The sequence below is a fragment of the Cellulomonas sp. RIT-PI-Y genome (genome assembly GCF_025642745.1).
Taxonomy (GTDB): Bacteria; Actinomycetota; Actinomycetes; order Actinomycetales; family Cellulomonadaceae; genus Cellulomonas.
Window position 1 is genome coordinate 1 of sequence record NZ_JANZKP010000045.1, and the last position, 15,945, is coordinate 15,945.

The 15,945-nt window shown below is 73.1% G+C and carries 14 protein-coding genes; 4 read left to right on the forward strand and 10 right to left on the reverse strand.

Annotation, left to right across the window (positions count from 1 at the left end):
• Nucleotides 1–63: 63 nt before the first annotated feature.
• From OGL89_RS17210 to OGL89_RS13090, 5 genes are all read right to left on the reverse strand, one after another.
• Complete coding sequence (locus OGL89_RS17210; protein ID WP_263120592.1) at nucleotides 64–1,143, reverse strand: GGDEF domain-containing protein; 1,080 nt, start codon at nucleotides 1,141–1,143, stop codon at nucleotides 64–66.
• Between the two features lie 108 nt (nucleotides 1,144–1,251).
• Entirely contained in the window at nucleotides 1,252–2,349 is a 1,098-nt protein-coding gene (locus OGL89_RS13075) for an aspartate-semialdehyde dehydrogenase (protein WP_263120593.1), read from the reverse strand.
• Complete coding sequence (locus tag OGL89_RS13080) at nucleotides 2,346–3,614, reverse strand: aspartate kinase (protein ID WP_263120594.1); 1,269 nt, start codon at nucleotides 3,612–3,614, stop codon at nucleotides 2,346–2,348. The genes OGL89_RS13075 and OGL89_RS13080 overlap by 4 nt, the downstream gene beginning before the upstream one ends.
• A 95-nt stretch (nucleotides 3,615–3,709) precedes the next feature.
• Nucleotides 3,710–4,489, reverse strand: coding sequence for a TSUP family transporter (locus OGL89_RS13085; protein WP_263120595.1), 780 nt, complete (start codon nucleotides 4,487–4,489; stop codon nucleotides 3,710–3,712).
• On the reverse strand, nucleotides 4,486–5,106 hold the full coding sequence (locus tag OGL89_RS13090) for a TetR/AcrR family transcriptional regulator (protein ID WP_263120596.1): 621 nt from the start codon (nucleotides 5,104–5,106) through the stop codon (nucleotides 4,486–4,488). The genes OGL89_RS13085 and OGL89_RS13090 overlap by 4 nt, the downstream gene beginning before the upstream one ends.
• Before the next feature lie 85 nt (nucleotides 5,107–5,191).
• Between OGL89_RS13090 and OGL89_RS13095 the strand changes: the two genes are divergently transcribed.
• A complete protein-coding gene (locus OGL89_RS13095; protein WP_263120597.1) occupies nucleotides 5,192–5,617 on the forward strand; it encodes an organic hydroperoxide resistance protein in 426 nt (141 codons plus the stop codon).
• Nucleotides 5,618–5,672: 55 nt separating this feature from the next.
• On the opposite strand, the gene OGL89_RS13100 is transcribed toward OGL89_RS13095, so the two are convergent.
• From OGL89_RS13100 to OGL89_RS13110, 3 genes are all read right to left on the reverse strand, one after another.
• Nucleotides 5,673–6,287, reverse strand: a complete 615-nt coding sequence (locus OGL89_RS13100; RefSeq protein WP_263120598.1) for a DUF5063 domain-containing protein — start codon at nucleotides 6,285–6,287, stop codon at nucleotides 5,673–5,675.
• 68 nt (nucleotides 6,288–6,355) lie between these two features.
• The gene (gene recR, locus OGL89_RS13105; RefSeq protein WP_263120599.1) at nucleotides 6,356–6,955 is read right to left on the reverse strand and encodes a recombination mediator RecR; all 600 of its coding nucleotides are present in this window, start codon (nucleotides 6,953–6,955) and stop codon (nucleotides 6,356–6,358) included.
• 36 nt (nucleotides 6,956–6,991) lie between these two features.
• Entirely contained in the window at nucleotides 6,992–9,970 is a 2,979-nt protein-coding gene (locus OGL89_RS13110) for a DNA polymerase III subunit gamma and tau (protein WP_263120600.1), read from the reverse strand.
• Nucleotides 9,971–10,370: 400 nt separating this feature from the next.
• On the opposite strand from OGL89_RS13110, the gene OGL89_RS13115 reads away from it, so the two are divergent.
• Genes OGL89_RS13115 through OGL89_RS13125 form a run of 3 tightly spaced genes read left to right on the forward strand, consistent with a single transcriptional unit; the run spans nucleotide 10,371 to nucleotide 12,972 of the window.
• Entirely contained in the window at nucleotides 10,371–11,270 is a 900-nt protein-coding gene (locus tag OGL89_RS13115) for a MetQ/NlpA family ABC transporter substrate-binding protein (protein WP_263120601.1), read from the forward strand.
• Between the two features lie 5 nt (nucleotides 11,271–11,275).
• Entirely contained in the window at nucleotides 11,276–12,322 is a 1,047-nt protein-coding gene (locus tag OGL89_RS13120; RefSeq protein ID WP_263120602.1) for an ATP-binding cassette domain-containing protein, read from the forward strand.
• Nucleotides 12,319–12,972: a methionine ABC transporter permease gene (locus tag OGL89_RS13125; RefSeq protein ID WP_263120603.1), complete on the forward strand. Its 654-nt coding sequence runs from the start codon at nucleotides 12,319–12,321 to the stop codon at nucleotides 12,970–12,972. The genes OGL89_RS13120 and OGL89_RS13125 overlap by 4 nt, the downstream gene beginning before the upstream one ends.
• A 250-nt stretch (nucleotides 12,973–13,222) precedes the next feature.
• Here the strand turns inward: OGL89_RS13125 and OGL89_RS13130 are convergent, their stop codons facing one another.
• Together OGL89_RS13130 and OGL89_RS13135 are read right to left on the reverse strand one after the other, a co-directional pair.
• Nucleotides 13,223–14,638, reverse strand: a complete 1,416-nt coding sequence (locus OGL89_RS13130) for an FAD-linked oxidase C-terminal domain-containing protein (protein WP_263120604.1) — start codon at nucleotides 14,636–14,638, stop codon at nucleotides 13,223–13,225.
• Nucleotides 14,635–15,846, reverse strand: a complete 1,212-nt coding sequence (locus OGL89_RS13135) for an alpha-hydroxy acid oxidase (protein ID WP_263120605.1) — start codon at nucleotides 15,844–15,846, stop codon at nucleotides 14,635–14,637. Before OGL89_RS13135 ends, OGL89_RS13130 begins: the two co-directional genes overlap by 4 nt.
• Nucleotides 15,847–15,945: the final 99 nt, after the last annotated feature.

The following is a 15,945-nucleotide window of genomic DNA, read 5'->3' on the forward strand; positions in this document are numbered from 1 at the left end:
GACCCGTGAGGTCGATCGGGCACGGGGATCGCCCGGGCCGGGGATCCGCACGCAGGTCCGGGCTCAGGTCAGGGCGTCCGCGGCCTCGCGGGAGGGTCCGCGGTGGTCGGTCGCGATCCGGAACCGGTCGCGGCCCGCGGCCTTGGCCCGGTACAGCGCGACGTCGGCGGCGGCCAGGGCGGTGCCAGGTGGGACTCCCGGGCAGATGGTCGCGATCCCGGCGGAGAACGTGACGCCGTTGCCGGCTTCGAGCCACTCCTTGCGCAGGGCGCGCAGCATGGTCATCGCCTGGACCGCCTCGGTGCGGGGCAGCACCAGGACGAACTCCTCGCCGCCGTACCGGGCCGCGTAGTCCCGGCGGCGCAGGTGCTGGTCGAGCAGGTGCCCGAAGCCGGTCAGGACGGCATCGCCCGCGGAGTGGCCCAGGGTGTCGTTGACGGACTTGAAGTGGTCGAGGTCGATCACCACCAGGGTGTCCCCGGCCTGCACCGACGACAGGTGCTCCTCCAGGTCCCGGCGGTTCCCGAGCGCGGTGAGGGCATCCGTCCGGGCGTCACGGCGCAGGCGTCTCTGCACCTGACGCTGGTAGGCGGTGGTCAGCGCGAGGGTCTGCGCGATCGCCCACCAGATGATGCCGTAGATCACCAGGCGCACGCCGGCCCGCGAGTCGAAGAAGGGCACCATGGCCGCGTACGTGCCCAGGGCGAGCGGCAGCAGTGCCGCCGCGTCCCGTCCCCGGTGGAAGATCCCGGTGTAGACGAAGCAGAGCGGGATCAAGCCGACGTAGGCGGTGGACACGTTCTCGGTGCAGAGCCCGACCGCGGTCAGCGCCGTGAGCAGCAGGACGGGATACGCGAGGCCCGCGGCGTGGCGGACCCGGCGGACCCGGTGGATCAGCAGGCTGCCGGCGGCGGCCAGCAGCAGGACGCCGACCACGATGACGACCGTCCGCAGCTCGGTCGACGTGAGTCCGAGCGGGGCCATGCTCGCCGCGAGGACGACGGCGCAGAAGGTCAGCAGCAGGCGGCCGGTCGCCGCGGCGTACCCACCGGTGAGCGTCCAGGCGGGGGCACGGGCGAGCAGACGTTCGATGGTCGGCGTGGTCTCCGGGTACGACGAGGCCCGGGGGGCTGGGTCGCGCACGGAGGTCATTCCTCCCTCATCGGCGGTCGTACGCACGCGCTGAAGGGTCCGGCGCGGACCTGCACCGGATCCACGCCGGATCTTGAGATTGCCGCCCCGAACAGGCCCTCAGCGCGCGGCGATCAGCTCCGCGATCTGCACGGCGTTGAGGGCGGCACCCTTGCGCAGGTTGTCGTTGGAGATGAACAGCACCAGGCCCCGGCCCTCGGGCGCGGACCGGTCCTGCCGGATCCGGCCGACCAGAGACGGGTCGTCGCCCGCGGCCTGCTGCGGGGTGGGCACGTCGACCAGCCGGACCCCGGGGGCGTCGGCGAGCAGCTGCTCGGCGCGCTCCGGGGTGATCGGGCGGTCGAACTCGGCGTTGATCGACAGCGAGTGCCCGGTGTAGACCGGGACCCGCACGCAGGAGCCAGCCACCAGCAGGTCGGGCAGGTGCAGGATCTTGCGCGACTCGTTGCGCAGCTTCTGCTCCTCGTCGGTCTCCCGGGAACCGTCGTCGACCAGGTTCCCGGCCAGCGGCAGCACGTTGAACGCGATCGGCGCGACGTACTTCACCGGGTCGGGGAAGGTCACCGCGGAGCCGTCGTGCACCAGCGCGAGGGTGTCCTGGGACAGCGCGGCGCGGGCCTGGTCGTCGAGCTCCTGCGCACCGGCCAGACCGGAGCCGGAGACCGCCTGGTAGGTGGAGACGATCAGGCGGCCGAGTCCGGCCTCGGCGTCCAGCACCTTCAGCACCGGCATGGCGGCCATGGTGGTGCAGTTCGGATTGGCGATGATGCCCTTGGTCGCCGCGTCGATGTCACCGGGGTTGACCTCGGAGACCACCAGCGGGACGTCGGGGTCCATCCGCCAGGCGGAGGAGTTGTCGATCACCGTGACCCCGGCGGCGGCGAACCGCGGCGCCTGGGCCTTGCTGGTCGCGCCGCCCGCGGAGAACAGCGCGATGTCCAGACCGGTCGGATCGGCGGTGGCGGCGTCCTCGACCACGATCTGCTCACTGCGCCAGGGCAGGGTGCTCCCGGCGGAGCGGGCCGAGGCGAAGAACCGGATGCTCGCGACCGGGAAGTCCCGCTCGTCGAGCAGGCGGCGCATCACGGCGCCGACCTGGCCGGTGGCACCGACCACGCCGACGTGCAGACCGGCGTGCGCAACGCTCGTCGGTTCCCCCGCAGGAGCGGAGCGAGCGGTGTCCTGGGGTGTCGTCATCGTCCGGTCCCCCCGTAGACCACGGCCTGCTCCTCGTCGTCGTCCAGCTCGAAGGCGGTGTGCACCACACGGACCGCCTCGTCCAGCTGGTCGGCACGGGTGACCACCGAGATCCGGATCTCCGAGGTGGAGATCATCTCGATGTTGATCCCGGCACCGGACAGCGCGGCGAACAGTCGCGCGGAGACGCCCGGGTGCGACTTCATCCCGGCGCCGATCAGGGACAGCTTGCCGATGGTGTCGTCGTACTGCAGCGAGGTGTAGCCGATGTCCGGCTGGTGCTCGGTGAGCGCGGCGATCGCGAGCGAACCGTCGTCGGCGGGCAGCGTGAAGGAGATGTCGGTCCGGCCGGTGGAGGCGGCGGACACGTTCTGCACGATCATGTCCAGGTTCGCCCCGGAGGCCGCGACGACCTCGAAGATCCGGGCTGCCTTGCCGGGGACGTCGGGCACGTCGACGATCGTGATCTTCGCTTCGCTCCGGTCGTGCGCGACGCCGGCGATGATCGGCTGCTCCATCGGTGCTGCTCCTTCGGGGTCCATGACCAGGGTGCCGTCGTGGCCGGAGAACGAGGACCGGACGTGCACGGGGACGCCGTACCGCCGGGCGTACTCGACGCAGCGCAGCATGAGCACCTTGGCTCCGCTGGCCGCCATCTCCAGCATCTCGTCGTAGCTGATCCGCTCGATCTTGCGGGCGGAGGGGACGATGCGCGGGTCGGCGGTGAACACGCCGTCCACGTCGGTGTAGATCTCGCAGACGTCGGCGTCGAGGGCGGCGGCCAGTGCGACCGCGGTGGTGTCCGACCCGCCGCGTCCCAGGGTGGTGACGTCGTTGGTGTGCTGGGTGACGCCCTGGAAGCCCGCGACGATCGCGACCGCGCCCTCGTCCAGCGCGGTACGGATCCGGGACGGGCTGACGTCGATGATCCGGGCCCGGCCGTGCACCTCGTCGGTGATCACGCCTGCCTGCTGCCCGGTGAAGGACCGCGCCTCGGCGCCCAGGTTGCTGATCGCCATCGCCAGCAGCGACATCGAGATCCGTTCGCCCGCGGTCAGCAGGATGTCCATCTCCCGCGACGGCGGCAGCGGCGTGACCTGCTGTGCGAGGTCGATCAGCTCGTCAGTGGTGTCGCCCATCGCCGAGACCACCACGACCACGTCGTCACCGGCCCGCTTGGCCTCGGCGATCCGCTTCGCGACGCGCTTGATGGAGTCGGCGTCGGCGACCGACGAACCGCCGTACTTCTGCACGATGAGGGCCACGTCAGGACTTTCCTGGATCGGGGACGCGGGAACGCCACGAGTGTAGGGCGCTGTCCGGTCCACGGACGCGGTGCCCAACTGGCGGGATCAGCGTCTCACCAGAGGTCGGAGCCGAGCTTCACCACCAGCACGGCGACCACGACCAGGAAGACCACGCGCACGAACCCGCTGCCCCGGGCGACCGCGGTCCGGGCTCCGAGGTACGCGCCCGCGATGTTCGCGGCCCCGACCAGCAGGCCGAGGATCCACAGCGGCGCGCCCTGGACGGTGAACACGACCAGCGCGCCCAGGTTGGTCGCCGCGTTGACGATCTTGGCCTGGGCCGAGGCCTGCAGGAACGCGTAGCCGAGCACCCCGACCAGGGCGATCACCAGGAACGATCCGGTGCCGGGTCCGAGCAGGCCGTCGTAGGCGCCGATGCCGGCCCCGAGACCGAGGGCGACCAGCAGGTGGGTGCGGCCCTGCCACCGCAGATCGGTGGCCCGGCCCACCGTCGGCCGGGCCACGGTGTAGGCGGCGACCCCGACCAGGGCGATCAGGATCACCGGCACGAAGACGCTCTCCGGCAACGACGAGGCCAGCGCCGCCCCTCCCCCGGCCCCGACCAGAGCGGCCAGCGCCATCGGCCCGGCCGTCCGCAGGTCCGGATGCACCCGGCGGTAGAACGTCGCGGCACTGACCGAGGTGCCCATGATCCCGGCGAGCTTGTTGGTGGCCAGGGCCTGCACCGGGGAGACGCCCGGGATCAGCAGCAGCGCCGGGAGCTGGATCAACCCGCCGCCCCCCACCACCGCGTCCACCCAGCCCGCCGCGAAGCCCGCCAGCACGAGCAGGAGCACGGTGGTCAGCGACAGGTCGAGTCCGGAGACGGTCATGCCGGCAGGGCGACCCCGTGCGCGTGCAGCACCGCGCGACCGGCCCGCCGCAGCGCCGACCCGGCGTCCGGCGATCCGGCGTAGCCCGCGACCATCGCGCCGTCCCGCAGCAACACCAGTTCCAGCGCCGCCTGCTCGGGGTCGGGCGAACCGGCCTGGGTCAGCAGCTCCACCGCTGTCCCGGTCAGCCACGCCCGGTGCTCGGCGACCACGGCGCGCACCGGGTGCTGCGGATCCGCGTACTCGGCCGCGGCGTTGATGAACGCGCAGCCGCGGAATCCCGGCCGGCAGGACTGCGCGTCCACGGAGTCCGCGTACAGGGCCAGCACCCGCAGCGGGTCGTCGGGGTGCTCGGCCCGGCCCCGGTCGACGGCCGCACGCTCGGCGGCGGCGATCACCCGAAGGTAGGCCACGACCAGATCGTCCTTGGTGCCGAAGTGCCGGTAGAACGTCACCTTGCTGACCTCGGCGGCGGCGATCACCCGGTCGGCCGACACCGCGCGGATCCCCTCGGCGTAGAACAGCCCGGCGGCCGCGGTGAGGATGCGCGCGCCCACCTCCGAGGCCGGCAGCGCCTCCGTGGGGGGCGGTGCCGGCGGGGACCAGACGGCGGTCATCCGGGGTTCCTCCGATCGGTGTTGCCGAGTGTTCCGCTCCCATGATCTAGTAGACGTACTAGTTCGTCTACCTGAGGGAGTCGCCATGAGCGCCATCTACACCGCCACCGCCACCTCGACCGGCGAGGGCCGCCGCGGCGGCCAGGTCGCCAGCAACGACGGCGCGCTCGACCTGACCCTCGCGGTCCCGACCGAGATGGGCGGCGCCGGCGGCGGCACCAACCCCGAGCAGCTGTTCGCCGCCGGGTGGGCCGCCTGCTTCCACTCCGCGATGAAGTCGGTCGCGGCCGCGCAGAAGATCACCCTGCAGGACTCCGCGGTGGTCGCGGACATCTCCCTGCTGCCGAACGGCGAGGGCGGCTTCACCCTGTCCGCCGCGCTGCACGTCGAGATCGGCGGCCTGGAGCAGGCCGCCGCCGAGGCCCTGGTGGCCACGGCACACCAGGTCTGCCCGTACTCCAACGCCACCCGCGGCAACATCGACGTGTCGGTGGAGACCACCGTCGCCTGACCGCCGGACGTCCCGGGGCCGGGATCGACCCGGTCCCGGGACGTGGGTCGACCGTTCACGGCTGCAGCGCGTCGTACTCCGCCTCGGCCGCCACGTCGTCGTCCACGTCCAGCCGCAGATGACTGAGCAGGCTCAGCAGCATCCGCAGCGCGCTCGACGCCCGGTCGCCCCAGACCGACAGGTAGCTGAACTGCCACCACCACAGCGCCTCCAGCACGCCGCCCGCATCCGCGTGCCGGAGCCCCTGGACCAGCGCCTGCGCCACCGCGACCAGATCACCGGAGACGGTCGACGTGGTCAGCTCCACCCCGATCAGCGGATCGACCACCTCGGCGTAGTCGTCGATGCCCTCCAACGCGTTGGCCAGCGCCGCGCGCAGCGGCTCGACGTCCGGGTCCGGGCCGATGTCCGGCTCGAACCGCTCGGCCGGGACCACGTCCACGATCGCGCCGAGCCGCGCACCCACCGCCAGCAGGTCGGACACCGCGAGCAGCAGCAGCGGGATCGCCGCCTCCGGGTTCGACCCCGCACCGACCTCGGTCACCGTGCTGAGGAACCGGCGCGCCTCCGCCTCGGTGGTCGCGGCGAGCTCGGCCAGCTCGGCGGCGTCCTCCGGGCCGGCGACATCGGGCACCTGGGTCAGGGACGGGCGGTCCTCGGCGCGGGTCATGCCGCCATCGTGCCCCGTAGCGGGGCGGTCCGCAGCCGTTCTCGCCGTCGGCGGTCCGTCTCCGCAGCTCAGGCGGAGATGCGGCGCCGCCCCTCGAACGCGCGGCCCAGGGTGACCTCGTCGGCGTACTCCAGGTCACCGCCGACCGGCAGGCCCGAGGCCAGTCGGCTGATGGTCAGGCCCATCGGCACCAGCAGGCGGGCCAGATAGGTGGCCGTCGCCTCCCCCTCGACATTCGGGTCGGTCGCCAGGATCACCTCGGTCACGGTGCCGTCGGCGAGCCGGGTCATCAGGTCCTTGATCCGCAGATCGTCCGGCCCGACCCCCGCGATCGGATTGATCGCCCCGCCGAGCACGTGGTACTTCCCGCGGAACTCCCGGGTGCGCTCGATCGCGACCACGTCCTTGGGCTCCTCGACCACGCAGATCACGGCGGCCGACCGGCGCGGGTCCTGACAGATCCGGCACAGGTCCGACTCCGTCACGTTCCCGCACACGACGCAGAACTTGACCCGGGCCTTGACCACGGTGAGCGCGTCGACCAGACGCTTCACGTCCTCGCCGTCCGCGGCCAGGATGTGGAAGGCGATGCGCTGCGCGCTCTTCGGCCCGACGCCGGGAAGGCGGCCGAGCTCGTCGATCAGATCCTGGACGGCACCCTCATACACGCGGACAGCCTACGGCCCGACGCCGACAGGCGCGGCCTAGTGGTCGTCGATCTGCTCCTCGATCACCACGCCGCCGAGTGCCTGCGCAACCAGCTGGACGCCGGCCATCCCGGACGCGGAGATATCCGGGTCGTCCATCGACGGTTCGTCGTCCGCCCAGTTCGGTCCGCCGGACCGGGTCGGGGTGACGGTCACCGGCTCGCGGATCATGGCCGCGCGGACCCGGTCGGCGCCGGACAGCGGTGCGCCGGGGGTCGCTGCCGGCCGGGTCGGCGCGGGGGCCGGGCTCGCGGCGGCGGTCCTGGCGGAGGCGGTGGCGGAGCGGCCGGCCCACGGGTCCTCCGGCGGCTCGGGCATGCCCGGGTCCTCCGGGTCGTCCCACGGGGGCGGCGGCTCGTCGGCGTGCGGGGGCTCGGGGTCGCGGGAGCGCACGGGGCGATCGGCGGCGGGACCCGAGGCGCGGTCCGCTCGTGCCTCCGGCGACGCGGCGCGGTCGGCTGCGGCAGGGCGGTCGGCTGCGGCAGGGCGGTCGTCGGCAGCGGCACCGTCGGCACCGTCCCCGGCGGCGGGCGCATCCCCAGCCGCGGAACGGTCCCCGGCCGCGGAACCGTCCCCGGCCGGCCGGCCGGAGTCGGCGTGCCCGGAGGCGGCGGAGGAGTCCGCGCGCCCGCCGGTGTCCGGCGTCGAAGAGTCGGGGATCGGGGCGACCTCCGGCCACTGCGCGTCAGCGGTCGTCGACGGGGCCGTGGGCGCCGGGTCGTCCGATCCGTCGGTCCCGGCACGCTCGTCGGCGGGCGTCGGGGTGGCGTGCGCCCACGGGTCCGCCGGTGCGTCGTCGTCCGCCGCCTCGGTGGGCCGGGCGGCCGGGGCGCTGTCGTGCTCCCGGGGCGTGGCCGACGGCCGGGACTCCCCGGCATCCGTGGCACCCGTCGTGGCTGGCAGGGGCTCGGGTCGCGCGGCGGCCGGCGTGGCCGGACCGTCACCGGCGAGCACGCCCTCGACCCGGACGTCGAAGCCGAGGGTCTCGCGCACCGCCTGGTGCACCAGCTCCGCGTGCTGCCCGCCACGGAACGCGGTGGCCAGGCCGGGGGCGGTGAAGCCGAGCCGCAGGGTGGTCGCGTCCAGCTCGATCACCTGGGCGTTCTGGCTGATCAGCACCCAGGTGGTCTTCTTCAGGCCGGCGAGCGTCTCCAGGACCTCCGGCCAGCGGCGACGCAGCATCTCGGTGTCCTGACCGGCGCCGGTGCGCGCGGTCGGTGCCGGTCCGGGATCGGCGGGAGCACCCCCGGCCGGGACGGAGGCGGTGGCGGCCACCGGGTCGGTCTCGGTCGGCGGCTCCTCCGCGACGGACCCGGCAGGGGCGGTCACCGGGTCGGGGGACATCGGACGCACCACCGCGATCGGCTCGTCGGACCGGGCCGTGGGACCCGCGTCCGGGGCGGCAGCCGGAACGGCCGCCGCCGGCTCCTCGACGGACGGGGCGGTGCTCTCCTCGCCGGGCGCGGCGCGCTCGTCCTCGGCGTCCTCGGGTGCGGAGAGCTCGTCGTCGGCGTGCTCGGATGCGGCCGGAACCGGCGGGGTGCCGGACGACGCAGCGGCCCGCTCGGGTTCGACGACGGCGATCGGCTGCTGCGAGGTGGGTACCGGCGTCGTGTCCGCGTCGGCGGCGGGCTCGGCCGACTCCGCGCTTCCCGACCGTCCGGCCGCCGCCATCGCCGCTCGGGCCAGCGCGGCCCCGCTCGCCGCGGTCTCCGGGCTCGAGGCCGCGCCGGGATCGGTGGGGCCGGCCACCACGGCCACCCGCTCGACCGGGACCACCGGCTGGACGACCGGCGCCGCGGATCCGCCACCCGTCCCGACCCCGGTGCGCTCCAGGCGGTCGACCCGCGCGCCGAGACCGGCCGTGGAGTCGTCCATCGCGGGCAGCAGCAGTCGGGCCATCAGCAGCTCGAGGTGCAGCCGCGGGGAGGTCGCGCCGGACATCTCGGTCAGCGCCGCATTGGCCAGGTCGGCGGACCGGGACAGCTCGGAGGCGCCGAGGTGCTGGGCCTGGGTCCGCATCCGGGCGAGCTGGTCGCCGGGGATGTCTCGCAGGACGGCGTCGGCGGCCTCGCCGGAGGCCTGCAACACGATCAGGTCACGCAGCCGTTCCAACAGGTCCTCGACGAACCGCCGGGGCTCGTGGCCGGTGGAGATGACCCGCTCGACCACCCGGAACGCGCTGGCGCCGTCGCGGGCGGCGATCGCGTCGACCAGGTCGTCGAGCAGCGAGGCGTGGGTGTACCCGAGCAGCGCGACGGCGTCCTCGTAGACCAGTCCCTCGGGTCCGGAACCGGCGATCAGCTGATCGAGCACGGACAACGAGTCACGGACCGAGCCACCACCGGCGCGGACCACCAGCGGCAGCACGCCGGAGCCGACGGTGATCTGCTCGGTGCCGCAGATCTGGCCGAGGTAGTCGGTCATGATCTCCGGCGGGACCAGCCGGAACGGGTAGTGGTGGGTGCGGGACCGGATGGTGCCGATCACCTTGTCCGGCTCGGTGGTCGCGAAGATGAACTTCACGTGCTCCGGCGGCTCCTCGACGATCTTGAGCAGCGCGTTGAAGCCCTGGGGCGACACCATGTGCGCCTCGTCCAGGATAAAGACCTTGTACCGGTCGCGGGCGGGCGCGAAGGTGGCGCGCTCGCGCAGGTCGCGGGCGTCGTCGACGCCACCGTGGCTGGCGGCGTCGATCTCCACCACGTCCAGGCTGCCGGGGCCGCCGCGGGCGAGCTCGACGCAGGAGGGGCAGACACCGCACGGGGTGTCGGTCGGGCCCTCGGCGCAGTTCAGGCAGCGCGCGAGGATCCGCGCGGACGTCGTCTTGCCGCAGCCGCGCGGGCCGGAGAACAGATAGGCGTGGTTGATCTGCCCGCTGCGGAGCGCCTGGCGCAGCGGCCCGGTGACGTGGTCCTGCCCGACGACCTCGGCGAAGGTCTCGGGCCGATAGCGGCGGTACAGGGCGGTCGTCACCCCGTGCACTCTAGAGGTTGAGACCCACAGCCGGAGAGCCCCGGTGGCGGCGACCCCGGCGCTACGAGACGGTAGCCACCCAGGGGGTGAGACGACCGTGACCGAGGAACGAGACCGCTGCTATCGTGCACGCCGTCCGCCCCCGAACGGGACAGGAGTCGCGCACGTGAACAGCCACACCGCCGCCCAGAGCCGCGCGCAGTCGATGCGCGCCATGGCCGGGACGATGTGTGGCTGCCCGTGTCGCTGTCAGCGAATGTGCTGACGCTGCCTCAGCAGCTCCAGGGCTGATCGCCCTCTCCGCGCGGACCGTCGACGCCTGGTCCGGCGCATCCCCCACGCACCTCCGGCGACACCTCGTGCCACCGCACCCGTCGTCGGCCCCACCAGGAAGGCCATCATGAAGCGCACCCTGACCGCCGCACTCACCGCCGTCACCCTCGCGGTGCTCGCGGCCTGCTCCTCCGGTTCGCCGGAGGCCGTGCCCACCGAGGCCAGCACCGACGACCCGGTGACCGTGACCATCGGCGTCACCGACATCGACAAGGAGTACTGGGACACCTTCACCGAGCTGGCCGCCGAGGAGGGCATCACCGTCGAGCTGAAGAACTTCACCGACTACCAGCAGCCCAACCCGGCGCTGAGCAACGGTCAGCTCGACCTGAACCAGTTCCAGCACCTGCTGTTCCTGGCCAACTACAACGTCAACTCCGACGACGACCTGGTCGCGATCGGCAGCACCGTGATCTACCAGCTCGGCCTCTACACGGAGAAGGGATACGCCACCCCGGACGACATCCCGGACGGCGCGCAGATCGCGATCCCGAACGACGCCACCAACCAGGCCCGTGCCCTGCTGGTGCTGCAGTCCGCCGGTCTGATCAGCCTGAAGGACGGCGGCAACGCGCTGTCCACCCCGGCCGAGATCGACACCGACGCCTCCCGCGTGGAGGTCGTGCCGGTCGACGCGAACCAGACCTCCGTGCAGCTGCGCAGCCTGGACGCCGCGGTGATCAACAACAACTTCGCCGCCGACGCGAACATCGACCCGACCTCGGCGATCTACTCCGACCTGGAGGACACCGACACCGCGCGCCCGTACGTGAACGTGTTCGCCGCCCGGGCCGAGGACGCCGACAACCCGCTGTTCGCCACGCTGGTCGAGATCTACCACCGCCCCGAGGTCATCGACCAGGTGCTGGAGTCCAACAAGGGCACCGCGGTGGAGCAGGACCTGACCACCGACGAGCTCGGCACCAGCCTCACCGAGCTGCAGGACCTGGTCCGGGACGCGGGCTGACCGACATGACCGCGATGGTCTCCCTGCACGACGTGACGAAGGTCTTCGCCGCGTCGACCGCCAAGGGTGCACCGGTCCACGCCGTCGACGGCGTCTCGCTCGACATCGAGCGGGGCGACGTCTTCGGCGTGATCGGGTGGTCCGGCGCCGGCAAGAGCACGCTGGTCCGCCTGATCAACGCCCTGGAGCGGCCCACCTCCGGCCGGGTCGTGGTGGACGGCGTCGACCTCACCGAGCTGTCCGAGCGCGGGCTGCGGCCCGCCCGGGCCGGGATCGGCTTCATCTTCCAGCAGTTCAACCTGCTGCGGTCGCGGACCGTCGCGGGCAACATCGCCTACCCGTTGAAGGTGGCGGGCTGGTCGCGGGAGAAGCGGGCCGCCCGGGTCGCCGAGCTGCTGGAGTTCGTCGGCCTGTCCGACAAGGCCCGGCAGTACCCCGACCAGCTGTCCGGCGGGCAGAAGCAGCGGGTCGGCATCGCCCGCGCGCTGGCGACCAATCCGGCCCTGCTGCTCGCCGACGAGGCCACCAGCGCCCTGGACCCGGAGACCACCAAGGACGTCCTGGACCTGCTGCGGCGGGTCAACCAGGAGCTCGGCGTGACCATCGTGGTGATCACGCACGAGATGTCCGTCGTCTCCTACCTCTGCAACCGGGTCGCGGTGATGGAGAGCGGCAAGGTGGTGGAGCAGGGGTCGGTCTACGACGTCTTCTCCCGCCCCGAGCGGGACATCACCCGCCGGTTCATCGGCTCCGCGCTGCACGACCGCCCGCGGGCCGACGTGCTGGCACGGCTCCGGCAGCGGCATCCCGGCCGGATCGTCACGGTCGCGATCCGCGAGTCCGAGGGCGACTCCGGCGTCTCGCTCACCGAGCGGCTGCGCGCGCACCAGGTGGACGGCGCGGTCGTCTACGGCGGCATCACCGAGGTCGGCGCCCGGCCGCTCGGCTCGCTGACCTTCGCCCTCACCGGTGACGACGCCCGGATCGACGCCCTGCTGGCCGATCTGGGCGCGCACACCGAGGTCGTCGAGCACCGGGAGGTGACCGCATGAGGGACGACCTGTGGCCCGTGCTCTGGACCGCCATCGGCGAGACCCTGCAGATGGCGGTGTCCGCCCTCGTCATCGGCGGCATCGCCGGACTGCTGCTCGGCATCGCGCTCTACGTGACCCGGCCGGGCAACCTGCTGTCCAACCGCCCGGTGTTCTACGTGCTGAACATCCTGGTGAACATCGTCCGGCCGATCCCGTTCATCATCTTCATCACCGCGATCCAGCCGCTCACCCTGGCCATCACCGGGGTCTCGATCGGCATCGGTGCGGCCATCCCCGCGCTGGCGATCATGACCACCTTCGGCACCAGCCGGATCGTGGAGCAGAACCTGGTGGCAATGGACCCCGGGGTGATCGAGGCCGCGCGCGCGATGGGTGCCGGACCGCTCCGGATCATCGCCACCGTCATCGTGCCGGAGACCCTCGGCCCGCTGATCCTCGGCTACACCTTCCTGTTCGTGGCCATCATCGACATGACCGCGATGGCCGGGGCGATCGGCGCCGGCGGTCTGGGTGACTTCGCCCTGGTCTACGGCTACCAGCGCTACGACCAGGCGGTGACCTGGACCGCGGTGGCCGTGATCGTGCTGCTGGTGCAGGTGGCCCAGTTCGCGGGCAACTGGCTGGCGCGGCGCGTCCTGCGGCGCTGACCCCCGATCGACGACCACGAACGCCCCGCCCGGGACTCCCGGGCGGGGCGTTCTGCTGCGGGCCGGTCCCGGATGGCCCGCCCCGGGACCAGCCGGCCGGCGACGGGCGATGCCCGCCCCGAGGTCGGCACCTCGCGCCGGTTCGCGTGCGGCGGACTGCCGACCTCAGGGGCAACGGCCGAGCTGAGGGGCGACCGCTGAACTCGGCGCCGACCGCCGGGCCGGGCGCGCGGGCGTCACCGGTCAGCGGCTAGAGCTTCTTGCCCGGGTTGAGGATGCCGAGCGGGTCCAGCACGTCCTTGATCCCGCGCTGGATCTCCAGCACCCGGGGGCTCAGCTCCCCCGGCAGCGCCCCGCGCTTCTCCACACCGATGCCGTGCTCGCCGGTCACCGTGCCACCGAGCTCGACCGCCAGCCCGAGGATCCGGGTGTGCGCGTCGTGGGCGGCGTCGACCTGGACCGGGTCGGCGGGGTCGAAGGCGATCACCGGGTGCAGGTTGCCGTCGCCGACGTGGCCGCCGGTGCCGATCGGGAGCCCGGTCTGCGCGGAGATGTCCGCGATCCGGTCCAGCAGCTCGGGCAGCCGGGTGCGGGGCACGGCGACGTCCTCGTTGATCGAGCCGCCGCGGATGGCGCGCATGGCGGGGTTGAGGGCACGCCGGGCGCGCATGAGCTGGTGCAGCCGCTCCGGGTCGTGGGCGACGTCCACCGCGAGCGCCCCGTGCGCCTCCGCGATCTGCCGGTAGGCCTCGACGTCCCCGAGCCCGGCCTCCGCCTCGTCGGTGATCGCGATCAGCATCGCCCGCGCCCCGACCGGCAGTCCGGCCTCCGGGTCGTGGGCGGCCAGCGCGGCGAGCACCTCCCCGTCGACGAACTCCAGCGTGGAAGGCCGGTGCGGGCTGGCGATCACCGCGTTCGCGGCCTCCAGCGCGGCGGTGACCGAGTCGAAGGTCGCGGCGACGCCCCGGTCCGGCGCGGGGGCGGGCAGCAGACCGAGGGTGGCCTCGGTGACCACGCCCAGCGTGCCCTCGGAGCCGACGACCAGAGCGGTGAGGTCGAGTCCGGCGACCGCCTTGACCGTGCCCGGCGCGGTGCGGATCACGGTCCCGTCCGCGAGGACGACCTCCAGCGCCCGCACGAAGTCGCGGGTGACGCCGTACTTCACGCAGCGCATCCCGCCGGCGTTGGTGGCGATGTTCCCGCCGATGGTGCTGATCGCGTAGGACGCGGGGTCCGGCGGGTAGAACAGGCCCTCGGCGGCGACCGCGTCCACCAGGTCCTTGGTGACCACACCCGGCTGGACGACGACCACCTGGTCCACGTGGTCGATCCGGCGGATCGCGGTCATCCGCTCGGTGGACAGCAGGATCGCGCCGGGCACCGCGTTGGCGCCGCCGGCCAGCCCGGACCGCAGGCCCTGCGGGACCACCGGCACCCGGTGCGCGTACGCGACCCGGAGCACCGCGGAGACCTGTCCGGTGTCCGCGGGCAGCACCAGGACCAGCGGGGCACCGGTCGGAGCCGTCGCCGACCCGTCCTGGGCGCGGGCGGTCAGCCGGTCGGGGTCCGTCACGACGGCGTCGGCGGGCAGCGCGGCCCGCAGCTCGTCCAGCACGGCGCCCGGGTCGGGCGCGGTCGGAGCGGTGGTCAGCGGGTCCGGGGTCATCGGGGCAACCTCACGTGGTCGGGGGTCAGCTGGTCGACGGACTGGACGCCCAGCAGCCGGAGCGTGCGGGCGATCTCGGTGGTGAGGATCTGGCCGACCCGGTCGACGCCGCGCTCGCCGCCGGCCATCAGCCCGTACAGGTAGGCACGACCGAGCATCACGGCCTTCGCCCCCAGGGCCAGCGCGGCGACGATGTCCGCGCCGGAGCTGAAGCCGGTGTCGACGTAGACCTCGGCCCGGTCGCCGACAGCGGCCACCGTCTCCGGCACCAGGGTGAGCGGCACCGGCGCCCGGTCGAGCTGGCGTCCGCCGTGGTTGGACAGCACGACCGCGTCCGCCCCCGCGCCCACCACCCGCTCGGCGTCGGCGACGGTCTGCACGCCCTTGACCACGAGTGGCCCGTCCCAGTGCGCGCGGACCCAGGCCAGGTCCTCCAGCTCGACCGTGGGATCGAACATGTGCGAGGCCAGCTCCTCGATCGTGCCCTGCCAGGAGTCCAGGGTGGCGAAGCGCAGCGGCTCGGTGGTCAGGAAGTTCAGCCACCAATTCGGGTGCAGCGCACCGTCCAGGATCGTCCGCGCGGTCAGCGTCGGCGGGATGGAGAAGCCGTTCCGGTTGTCGCGCAGCCGGGCACCGCCGACCGGCACGTCCACCGTGATGACCAGCGCCTCGTAACGGGCGGCGCGGGCGCGGTCCATCAGCTCCTCGGCGGCGGCGCGGTCCTTCCACACGTACAGCCCGAACCAGTTCCGGCCCTCCGGCGCGGCCTCGGACAGTGCCTCGATCGACGTCGTGCCCATGGTCGACAGGGTGTACGGGATGCCGGTGCGCGCCGCGGACCGGGCGACGGCGGGTTCGCCCTCGTGCTGCATCAGCCGGGTGAAGCCGGTCGGCGCGTAGACGAACGGCGCGTCCGCCCGGCGACCGAGCAGCGTCGTGCCCAGGTCCACCGAGCCGACGTCCCGCAGCACGCTGGGCTGGAACTCCACGTCCCGCAGCACCCGGCGGGCCTTGCGGATCGACACCTCGGCCTCGGCGGCACCGTCCACGTAGTCGAAGATCGACCGCGGGGTGCGCGCCCGGCCGATCCGGCGCAGGTCGCGCACGGTGTAGGCACGTGACAGGCGCCGGGCCACCGGGTCGAGCTCCAGCGGACGCATCCGCAACAGCGGCTTGAGCTCCGACCAGGTCTGCAACCGACGCGACACCAGGACACCTCCGTGGGAACGGACGAACAGGGCTGCCAGCACCGTAGACCCGTGACCAGCGGGCGGACCGGGACGTCTCATCACCTGAGGTGATCGTCT